9 protein-coding genes and 1 pseudogene are annotated in these 9,886 nt (G+C 52.0%); 8 read left to right on the top strand and 2 right to left on the bottom strand.

Translation table 11 applies throughout. The features are described 5' to 3' along the window. Positions 1 to 803: pseudogene (locus DW088_RS15420) on the bottom strand (hypothetical protein); the annotation flags it as partial. 1,162 nt (positions 804 to 1,965) lie between these two features. Here DW088_RS15420 and DW088_RS15415 point away from each other — a divergent pair. The 8 genes from DW088_RS15415 (at position 1,966) to DW088_RS15380 (ending at position 7,995) form a co-directional block, all read left to right on the top strand. Then, positions 1,966 to 2,703 carry a hypothetical protein gene (locus DW088_RS15415; protein WP_118361956.1) on the top strand — a complete coding sequence of 246 codons (738 nt, stop codon included), beginning with the start codon at positions 1,966 to 1,968 and terminating at the stop codon, positions 2,701 to 2,703. 90 nt (positions 2,704 to 2,793) lie between these two features. Then, positions 2,794 to 3,495, top strand: coding sequence for a response regulator transcription factor (locus DW088_RS15410; protein ID WP_118361954.1), 702 nt, complete (start codon positions 2,794 to 2,796; stop codon positions 3,493 to 3,495). Then, positions 3,492 to 4,712 carry a sensor histidine kinase gene (locus tag DW088_RS15405; RefSeq protein ID WP_118361952.1) on the top strand — a complete coding sequence of 407 codons (1,221 nt, stop codon included), beginning with the start codon at positions 3,492 to 3,494 and terminating at the stop codon, positions 4,710 to 4,712. Before DW088_RS15410 ends, DW088_RS15405 begins: the two co-directional genes overlap by 4 nt. Positions 4,713 to 4,844: 132 nt before the next feature. Continuing rightward, on the top strand, positions 4,845 to 5,411 hold the full coding sequence (locus DW088_RS15400) for a hypothetical protein (RefSeq protein ID WP_118361950.1): 567 nt from the start codon (positions 4,845 to 4,847) through the stop codon (positions 5,409 to 5,411). Between the two features lie 85 nt (positions 5,412 to 5,496). Continuing rightward, positions 5,497 to 6,021, top strand: coding sequence for a YcxB family protein (locus DW088_RS15395; RefSeq protein ID WP_118361948.1), 525 nt, complete (start codon positions 5,497 to 5,499; stop codon positions 6,019 to 6,021). Beyond that, positions 6,018 to 6,782, top strand: coding sequence for a TMEM164 family acyltransferase (locus DW088_RS15390; RefSeq protein WP_118361946.1), 765 nt, complete (start codon positions 6,018 to 6,020; stop codon positions 6,780 to 6,782). Before DW088_RS15395 ends, DW088_RS15390 begins: the two co-directional genes overlap by 4 nt. A 40-nt stretch (positions 6,783 to 6,822) precedes the next feature. After that, positions 6,823 to 7,224, top strand: coding sequence for a hypothetical protein (locus DW088_RS15385; RefSeq protein WP_243029998.1), 402 nt, complete (start codon positions 6,823 to 6,825; stop codon positions 7,222 to 7,224). Between the two features lie 168 nt (positions 7,225 to 7,392). Further along, entirely contained in the window at positions 7,393 to 7,995 is a 603-nt protein-coding gene (locus DW088_RS15380; protein ID WP_118361944.1) for a hypothetical protein, read from the top strand. Positions 7,996 to 8,685: 690 nt separating this feature from the next. On the opposite strand, the gene DW088_RS15375 is transcribed toward DW088_RS15380, so the two are convergent. Beyond that, on the bottom strand, positions 8,686 to 9,474 hold the full coding sequence (locus DW088_RS15375; protein WP_118361942.1) for a CPBP family intramembrane glutamic endopeptidase: 789 nt from the start codon (positions 9,472 to 9,474) through the stop codon (positions 8,686 to 8,688). Positions 9,475 to 9,886 lie beyond the last annotated feature (412 nt).

The raw sequence follows: 9,886 nt of genomic DNA, 5'->3' as shown, positions 1-9,886 counted from the left end.
TCGATCTGCCTGCGCAGCCTGCGGCGGACGGCACGCGGCTTGTCCTTCTTCTTGAGCGACACGTTCTTGCGGATATGAGAAACGTGCTTCTTGAGCTTCTCGAGGAAGCCGTCGATCGTGGCTACGGTGGAGACAGAGCCGTCGATGTGGTAGTTGGTCAGGTACGGCGTTTCCAGATCGGGCGTCTCGCAGAGCTTATATTCGTAGGTCCAGTGATTCTCTTGACCGGAAGGGAAGCGGTGCTGCTTGAGCAGACCGGAAATCTTGAAGCGCTTCCAGAGTGTCGAGAAATGTTTCACTTTCTCCATGCAGAACGCGCGGATTCCCTCGGGACGGAGAACAAAGTCGGGAATCTTCATCAGATGGCTGACGAGGGCGAACAGTCCCTTGCTGGCAAGGGAAATGGTCTTGTCGCGCAGGACCGAGGTGGAAATGTTGGTGTAGTCGCGCTGCGCACCGGAAATGCAGGCAACATCACCGTTCGGGCGGTCAATGGACGGGGAATAGACGTAGTCCACTGGCTCGGACGGGTGCTGCATCAGATTATAGACATGACAGAACGCACCATTTTCCGCCTGGGAGAAATAGTGCTGCAGGTATCCTTTTTGCTTGAGCTCCTTCCACGCCGCGTTCAGCAGGTAGCCGCTGTCCGAGCAGGCATAGCCGAGACGGCGCTTGCTGAGCGCGAAATCCGGCAGGCCGACAAAAGACTTGATGACGGCAAACAGACCCTTCGCCTCGAGAGAAAGCGTTCTGTCGCGCAGAACTTCGTTGTAGATTGTGGTGTAGCCGGCTGCGGACATTGCTTTCCCTCCTTTCTGATGGTCGATTTTTGCAGAAGAAACAAAAAATCGTCTGATGTTCTCACACCAGACGATTGAAAAACCATGTCTAAATTCGTATCAAAAATCGAAAATTCGTAATGTTGCACAAGTAAAATGTGCCGTGTTAAGCAGAAAAATTGATTTTTGTCGAAAAACGCGCGTCTTATTGACATGACCGCTTGTTGAATGTATAATGATTATACAGTAAGCGGTATGCGCCATTTGGTTCGTCTGGAGAATAAACCATTGAAGCGCGTTACTGGTCTCAGGGTGAGTGAGATCTTACCGCCCGCTGGTGTTGGAAGCACCAAGTGGCGGATACCGTTTATCAAAGAGCTGATGTTTCCTAGGCATCGGCTCTTTTGTTTTTCCTGTAATTAAGAATACCATGGAAAATAAGGAATGTCAATCTTAATCAGGTGAAGTTGAAAAATACTCGGAAGAGTTGGGTTTTTTAGAATGAATCCGGGTTTTCCGGATATACTTGCAATGCCGCCTGATATGCGGTATAATATCAGTAAACGAATGATGAGATTGCTCACTGAGCACACGAAAAGCCCCGGAGGTCACGACTCCGGGGCTTTTCTATTCCGTTTTGGAGCAGGTGGCTTAGGCCTGAGGCTGGCTACCAGTTACATCTTGCCGTCCAGCCATTTACAAATGTAGTATGCTGCTACACTTGCCAGAACGGAGATTAAAAACGATGAGATAACGCTCACTAAGTACACCCCCCTTTTTCTACCTGTATAGGGGTGGTAGCCTGTACAGTATAACATAGATGTCGGATTGCAGCAAGGAAAGCCGGATGTTGCACTTCTCAGAATAAAAATGGGATATACGCGCGGCGCTTGATCCATGCCGCGCAAACGGTCTCCTCATCATCTGCGGCTGCTCACAGCCGACCGGTATTTCCTCGATCAGCCGCTTGGATGGGGCGGGCAAATTCAGCACCATAATGGATTGAAACGAACACCCATCGGTCGGCTACCGGGTGGGTGTTCATTGTATAACACAGGCGCTGTGACGAATTTGTGACACTTTCCCCGCACTTTCGCGGGAGAATTTCAATGCAGCTTCTGGTATGATACAGACAAGGTTGATACACAACCACAAATACTTCAAAAAAGGAGCGTAACATACCATGAAAAAGAAAACGATTTGGAGATTTGCACTGGCACTGGCGTTGGTGGTATCGACTGTCGGCACGGCAACTTCCGCCTTTGCCGCCACATCCGTACCAATGGAGCCTGTTACTAAAATTGCTACCGAGAACGAGGACGCCATCTGGGAGCAGATTGAGGCGGTGGAAGAGAAGAGCGACGCCATCTTCCAGAGAAACGCAGCGCTATGGGAAAAGCTGGACGAAATCTGCAACGCCCTGCCTGACGACTATGACTTCACAGACTTTGACGAGGCGGCGTTTATCCGCAGCACCAATGCCCTGACCGAAGCGGAGAAGGAAACGCTTCTGGCAGACATCAAGGAGCTGAACGAGCTGGACGCCCAAATGGAGGCGCTGTATGAGAAGCTGCCCGACTGCGACAATATGCCGCTCTACGAGAAGGCACTGGAAAAAGCCGACCCCAAGGTACTGGATGAGATCGACACCCTGGAGCAGGAGTATGACCGCGTCTGCGAAAAGCACGCCGACCTGTGGGACAAGGTAGATGAAGCGTACTTCAATCTGCCGGACGACTACGACTTCGACAACTACGATGAGGCCGCTTTCATCCGCAGTTTGACCTTCCTGACCGATACGGAAAAGGACGCGCTGATCGCCGACTACAACCGTCTTGCGGAGATCGACAGCCGGCTGTGCGAGCTGTACAATTCCATCTGGGGCAACACCGGCTGCGAAAGCGGCATCTGCCCCTTTTGACAGAAAGACGATATTCTGATAGTATAAAATCAACATCATGCCGATGCTGCGCCTACGCGCAGCATTTGGCGCTGCTTTCAAGGAGGACGCATGGGACATTCCATCTATTTGGCGGACGATGAAAAGAGCATCCGGGAGCTGCTCCATAGCTTCCTCGCAAGCGACGGATATACCGTGCGCTCCTTTGAAAGCGGCGATGCGCTGCTGGAGGCGTTTCGTCAGGAGCCTGCGGAGCTTGTAATACTGGACATTATGATGCCCGGCACGGACGGACTTACCGTGTGCCGGGAGCTACGCTCGGTTTCCGATATTCCCATCATCCTGCTTACGGCCAAGGACAGCGAGCTGGACTATGTCATGGGCATCAGCCAGGGCAGCGACGATTACCTCACCAAGCCCTTCCGCCCCACCATACTGCTCATGAAGGTGAGAGCCCTGCTGCGCCGGGTGGAGATGGACAGGGGGAAAACAGCGGCGGCAGTAGATGAATTGCGCTATGGGGATCTCCGCTATTCCGCTACGGAAAACGCCGTCTTTTGCGGAAGCACGATCGTGGCGCTGACCCAGACCGAGCTGCGGCTGCTCAGCTATATGATGAAGCAGCCGGAAAAGGCCTATTCCCGCGAGGAGCTGCTCAGCGCGGTGTGGGGCTTTGATTCGGAGGTGGAGACCCGTGTGACCGACGAAACCCTGCGCCGTATCCGAAAAAAGCTGACGCAATCGGGCAGCACCGTCAGCGTGAGCACCATATGGGGCTTTGGCTATAAGCTGAAGGGAGCAGAGCGCACATGAAAAACATCAAGCTGCGGATCGTGTACCTGATCCTTTGCTCGGCTCTGCTGCTCTTTGCACTGTTCATGCTGGCGGTGAACCTCATCATACCTGCACACTTTGTGCGTGAGGCAAAAAAGGCGCTCATCAGCGAGGCACAGTACCAGAACCGCACCATACCCTATACCGACGATGGATCCTTTTTTGACGATGAATGGAATGACACGGAGGAGCACTTCCTTACGCCAAGCATCGTATTTTTAGAGCTGGATAATGCCAATCAATCAAGCGGTTGGAACAGGGACGCATATCGTCTGGAGAAAAAACTGCTGGAATACTGTAAGGGGCGGGATCTATCGCTGGGCCAATGCTATACCTTCAAAACGGACAAGCATCACCTGATATTCATGTCCGTGCAGGAGGAGCAGGACGATTGGGAAAAGCCGTACGCCTATATCATGTACATAGACATCGGGCCCATCACCCGCTATATCGTGACGCTGAACTGGGCGTTCTTTGCGGTGCTGCTGGCGATCTCCTCCGTCATGTGCCTGCTGGGGTTCCGGTTTGGCAGGGATATTGAGAAGGAGGCGGAGCGGCAGCAGACCTTCTTCCAGAATGCCTCCCACGAGCTGAAAACGCCGCTGATGGCGATACAGGGCTATGCGGAGGGCATACAGGCGGGCGTGATGGACACAGGCAGCGCGGCGGAGGTGATCCTGGAGGAGAGCGACCGCATGACGGAGCTGGTGGAGGAGCTCCTGGACATCTCGAAAATCGATATGGGGCGGCAGCAGCTTGCCCTTTCCGAGATGGATATTCGGGAGCTGCTCTACGACAGCATACGCGCCGTGGAATCGGCAGCCGCTGCCAGCGGCATTACCATCGCGCCGGACTTCTCTGAAGAACCCATCATGGTCAAATGCGATGACACGCAGATGCGCAGGGCGGTCACGAATATCCTGACCAACGGATTGCGATATGCCCGCAGCGAGCTGCGCCTGACCTGCCGCGCAGACAGGCGGCAGGTGACGATACGCATACAGGACGATGGGGACGGCATCGCCGAAGCGGACCTGCCGCACATCTTCGACCGCTTCTATATGGGGCGGAGCGGAAAATCCGGCATCGGCCTTGCGCTGACCCGGGAGATCATCCACCTGCACAAGGGAACCATCCGCGCCCGCAACGGGGACACCGGTGCCGTTTTCGAGATCTCCATTCCGGTGAGCAGATAAGAAGATCACCGCGCCGCCTTTGAGCGTCCCTCTTGTAAAAAGGACGGGCCTGGAAAGAATCTTTGCTGGTGCCGGGCGGAGAGTTTCCCGTGATTTCCTCTTGTGCCCACATTGTCAGAATGGAGTACATCTATGGACTGCAAAGCAAAAAAATATCTGCATATTTATGACTGGAACTACTGGTGGGGCTATTACCGCTGCTGTAAGGACTGGGAACCTTTCCATGCGGCGGAGTTTTCTCTTTCCGAGGACGAGGCAGGAAAGGCGCCCTTTTTCCACTTTGATTTCCATAACCTCCCTGCCCTTCACCAGACCATTCTGGACGGTGAGTTTGTGGAGCCGGATAATCCGGATCATCCGCACTTTCTGGAGCAGGCAAGGCGGCTCAGAAGCGGTGAACAGGACTGGTTCGTCGGGGCGCTGTACTATCCACTTTTTTCACCGGAGATGCATTTCTGCAACGCCTCCGTCCGGAGCGGCATCCCGCTGACACAGCTGCTTTCCCCGTCTGTACCGCCCTATTACGGGGTGATCTTTCTCCGGGAGGAGCGCCCCCTCACTCCGGAGGTGCTGACGCATTGGGCGGAGACTCTGTCCCAGCCCCTGTTCGGCCAGCCGTTTTCCTGCACGCTTGCACAAGTTCCCAGCCGGCAGGAGGCGATGGAGCAGTTTGAGAATGAGATGCGGCTGATGCGATGAACGAGCGCCCCGCCGCGATGTCCGGCGGCAGCTGCAAGGCCCCAACGCCCTGCGGTTGCAGAATTACTTACAACGGAGAAGATGTATGACATTTGAAATTCACAGCGACATCACAAATCGATCTATGACCATAGCCGCCCGCGCGATGCGCAGGGTGCTGCGGCGAAAGAGAAGCATTGTTTGGACCATCTTCGGCTGGAGCGTCTTTGTATTCAACGCATTGCTGCTGATCCCATTCGATGGAGAGCCTTTTGCGCTTGATGTCAGGACGGTGACTTCCCTGCTGACAGAGGTGATGCTGCTGTCCGTTCTGCTGTTTCAGGACCGATTCAATGGCATGATCGCCCGCAAAAACGCGCTGGCGGGCACAAAGGAATATCATGTCGCATTCGGTGAGGATTCCTATACCGTTGTTACGGCGTCCACCACCTCCACGTTCCACTATGAGCTGATCGACGCACTGGCTGAGTCGCAGGACTACATCATCCTTCTGATGAAGAAACGCTATGCGCAGCCTCTGGACAAGCGTACTCTTACCGGCGGGACGGTGGAGGAATTCAAACGATTCCTTGAGGAGAAGACCGGAAAGACGTTCCGGCGTGTGAAATGAACGAATTTTCTATTACGCCCTTTCGCGGGCCGCATTTGCTTCTGCTTTTGCTTACGGCAACGGCGGTGCTGCTCATATTCTTGCTGCTGCGCGGAAAACCGGAAGCACGGCGCTCCCGGTATCTGATCGGCGTTTGCTTTTTTAATCTCGCGCTGTTTGCCGGCTACAAGCTCTCGCTGTCCATGGACGCAGCGTATATCCGTGCGTACTATCCCAATGGCTTCAGCATTTTCAATGAGCTGCCGCTGCACCTGTGCAACATCAATCTGTTTCTGCTCCCGCTGGGCGTGTGGAAGAGAAACCGCTCGATCATGGGCTTTTCCTTCTTTGTAGCGCCCCTTGGCGCACTGATGGCGCTGCTCTTCCCGGAGCCTCTGTTCTCCGGCTTTTCGCTGTTAATGCCGCGAATTTTCGGCTACTATGTGACCCACGCAATTCTTGTTGTCTGCGGCCTGAGTCTGGCGACGCTGGGCTTTTACCGCCCCGACCCCAAGAATATCCCGCGGATCCTCAAGACCTTTGGTTTGCTTGCCGTAGGCGCGCACCTTATCAATCTCCTTTTACGCCTCACGCTCTGCCCAGAGGCGAACTACTTCTTCACTTACGGCGCGGAGATCGGTGTGCTCAAGCTGTTTTGGCGTATCATCCCGGCGCCGCTGCTTTACGGGCTGCCGGCACCGCTGATTCTTGCAGGCTATATGTACGCAGTCTGTGCGTTGTCCCGCCTGATGCAAAGGGCGGAAGAAGTGCCTTTTTCATAGATTGGATAAGTTCCGCAGCAAAAAACAGGAGGATAAGACATTGCTGGATAGAAATGTAAGAGAAATCGGAATCGCTCTGTGCTTATTGACTCTCTTTATCTTCCTGTCCGGGTGCGGTTCATTGAAGGATGACACTCTTCTGACCGTCAATGCAGTGATCACGGAAGTTGGTACAGGAAAGCAAACCATAACGGTAAAAGACGATGCCGATGAAAACACTTTAGGTGAAGAATGTCTGATAGACTGTTCGTCTACTCCTATGGTCTATTGCGACTTTGCCACGCAGAAAGTTACAAGGATTTCTTTTGAGGAATTGCAGGTCAATGATAAGGTTATTGTGAGTATCAGAAGCTCGGAAATGGAGAGCTTCCGAAGCGGCGGCGGGGAAAATACAATCAAGGTCGAACAATTGCAGTTGTATACACAAAGAGCTGCTGGATGAGCCTCTGCTGTCCACTACTGTATTTGGGCTTCGAGATCGAACCGGAGAGCATGAAGTGGGTCATCCAGCACACCAACGCTAACATAGTCGAAACGGACTTCTTCGAGACCTGCAGCACCTCTTATGCCAATAGCATGGTACTGTGGATAATCTTGTGAGGATACGCATATGAGCAATCAAAATAAACAGCTGTATATCGTAATCAGCCAAACCGGAACACTTCTGTCCCGGATCCTTAAACAAATCACCGGCGCAGAATATAACCACGCCTCCATCAGCCTGTCCAGAGATTTAGAGAGGATGTACTCTTTTGGCCGCAGGCATCCCTATAATCCGTTTTGGGGCGGCTTCGTGATAGAGTCTCCCCGTACCGGTACCTTCAAGCGTTTTTCCGAAACCAAGGTGTTGGTTCTGAGTGTGAGTGTCACAGAAGAACAACACGCAGAGCTCAAAGAAATGCTCGATGTGATGTGGAAGCGGAGGAGGAAGTACAGTTACAACTATATTGGCTTATGTCTGGCATACTTCCATATTGTCTGGAAGCAGGAGGACTGCTATTATTGCTCAGAGTTTGTCGGAGAGCTTCTCACAAAAAGTCGGGTTGACGGCATGGAACAGCTGCGTTCCTCTATCATACAGCCGATGCAGTTCCTTAGAGTGCCGCACACACTGCTCTACTGCGGAAAACTTCGCGAATATGTGAGCAACACCTGTTCCGAGGGCATATGTGAAGATGCAACGAACCGCACAGTGCATAGGCGACTGCCATAACAGCAGATAAGGGAGCGCGTGGTCGAGTATCTGCAAAGGTGTGGTTTTGATCCGCCGACGTGGCTTCTGCTTTTTGCCGTCATAATGGATATTCGTCCTGGATATGTTGACCACAGGGGGTGTGTTCCTCATACACAAGCCCTGTGGTCATTGAATATCTTTGTAGGCTTGGGGACGGTCGTTTCAACCGTGTGTACCCGCTTCCTTGGCCGGCGACCATGGAACTGGACCAGATTTCTGTGGAAATACCTGGACAGATAAGATGGGCTGCCGTGGCTTTGGCGTTGCTTACTGTGCCCCGGTTCCTGTTTTCATGCTGATTCTATTACGAAGATAAAAAAACAGCGGCACAGAGAGTTGTTCTGTGCCGCTGTTAGTTTGTCAAAAAAGTCGGTATTGAACCAATTTTATCATATCGCGCGGCAGCGCGCGTTAAATAGAATTTGCTTTGCAAATTCATAAAAACCGGGAGCGTGTATCCGCGCAGCGCGGCCGAGAAGCCGCGCAAGGATAGCGCCGGTTTTTATACCTTAAGAGGGAAAAAGTTTCCGTATGGGAACTTTTGGACGACTTTGGAACGGCCTACGGTCCGTTCCTGCTTGTCGGCGAAACTGTAGTTTCGCGACAGCCTGACAGCGGCACAGAGAGTTGCTCTGTGCCGCTGTATGCTTTATACATTGTATAAAAACCTTACATGCTATCTGCTCTTTTGCCCTGTCTGAGTGAACGGCAGATGACATACCCTGCCGGAGCAATCATAATCAGAATAAAAATGCTGATCAGTTCATTCACTTCGGATGGCGCAAAGCCCTGCAGCATAGTAATGAGGTTGTTTGCGAAATGCACGAGAATGGGAAACAGCAGGTTCTTTTTCTTCTCGTAAAGGATTCCTGCGGCAATACCCATGAAGGTGGCATAGGCAGCCTGCACGATATTCAGGTGATAAACGCCGAAGAGTACAGATGATATTAGAATCGCGGCCCAAACGGGGATGAATTTCCGCATGGAGCGAAGTACAATGCCGCGGAATAGAATTTCTTCTACAACAGGTGCAGCAATCACCGCAATCATAAATGTTCCAAATGCATTTCCGCCGGCAATATTTTCAGCACCGGCGTTTATTGCCTCAACGCTTTTCTGCAGCGAGGGAAGCTGTTCTGCCAGCATGATCCAAAGACCGGAGATCCCGCAAATGCCAAATCCCACGACCAGACTGCCGAGCACATCTTTAAAATTTGTCGCTGTGCGCGGTTCGCTTATCTCTTTCCTCCAAAGCAGTTTATAGAGCGTAAAGAATACGAGGATAAGAACAGCGTAGATCAAAATCTCGCCCCAATATGAGTATTTCATAAATTGCTGTGGGGAGATATGAAAAACATCCAAAACAAGTCTTTCCACAAGGAAATACAACAGGTTGGACAGCCAAAAATGCAGTGCGATTGCAAGAATGGGAATAGCGAAATATCTTTTTTTCATCATAGGTGAATTTTTTCTCCTGTCTGTATTTTTGAGGGGACTGCTGCAGTATAACAGATTTAACTTAAAGTCTTTGTTAAGGGGCGAAGCTGTAATCTTTCGGAAGCAGCATCACGAAAGGACACTGTTCATCTTCCATGTCGAACCTTTTGACCTTCCTCTAAAAGATGTTTTTCTCATAGTTGGTGACATGCTGAATTTGGCATTAGGCTCCTTGTGTTCTGCAAAGCTTTTGAAGTTCAAACAGAAAATACCCACAGCCAAAGCGGCTGTGGGTATGATCAAATCAGATTGTACGAGCTGACGCTACTTTGTCAATCTCTGCAGGTTCGTAGTTGCGCTCTCCTTCTGTAAAAGCCCAACATTCTGCCCGGTGTATCCGCACTTTCCAATACGCCCAAAGGGGGCTTGAAGG

Origin of the sequence: Butyricicoccus sp. AM05-1, from assembly GCF_003474415.1 — a bacterium.
Taxonomy (GTDB): Bacteria; Bacillota; Clostridia; order Oscillospirales; family Butyricicoccaceae; genus Agathobaculum; species Agathobaculum butyriciproducens.
This window is presented reverse-complemented; position numbering and strand designations above follow the sequence as displayed.

What these genes read in the sequence shown, in the direction of transcription:
- DW088_RS15410 (WP_118361954.1), top strand. Translation starts at nt 2,794, where the DNA reads ATGGGACATTCCATCTATTTGGCGGACGATGAAAAGAGCATCCGGGAG.
- DW088_RS15380 (WP_118361944.1), top strand. Translation starts at nt 7,393, where the DNA reads ATGAGCAATCAAAATAAACAGCTGTATATCGTAATCAGCCAAACCGGA.
- DW088_RS15400 (WP_118361950.1), top strand. Translation starts at nt 4,845, where the DNA reads ATGGACTGCAAAGCAAAAAAATATCTGCATATTTATGACTGGAACTAC.
- DW088_RS15390 (WP_118361946.1), top strand. Translation starts at nt 6,018, where the DNA reads ATGAACGAATTTTCTATTACGCCCTTTCGCGGGCCGCATTTGCTTCTG.
- DW088_RS15415 (WP_118361956.1), top strand. Translation starts at nt 1,966, where the DNA reads ATGAAAAAGAAAACGATTTGGAGATTTGCACTGGCACTGGCGTTGGTG.
- DW088_RS15395 (WP_118361948.1), top strand. Translation starts at nt 5,497, where the DNA reads ATGACATTTGAAATTCACAGCGACATCACAAATCGATCTATGACCATA.
- DW088_RS15405 (WP_118361952.1), top strand. Translation starts at nt 3,492, where the DNA reads ATGAAAAACATCAAGCTGCGGATCGTGTACCTGATCCTTTGCTCGGCT.
- DW088_RS15375 (WP_118361942.1), bottom strand. Translation starts at nt 9,474, where the DNA reads ATGATGAAAAAAAGATATTTCGCTATTCCCATTCTTGCAATCGCACTG.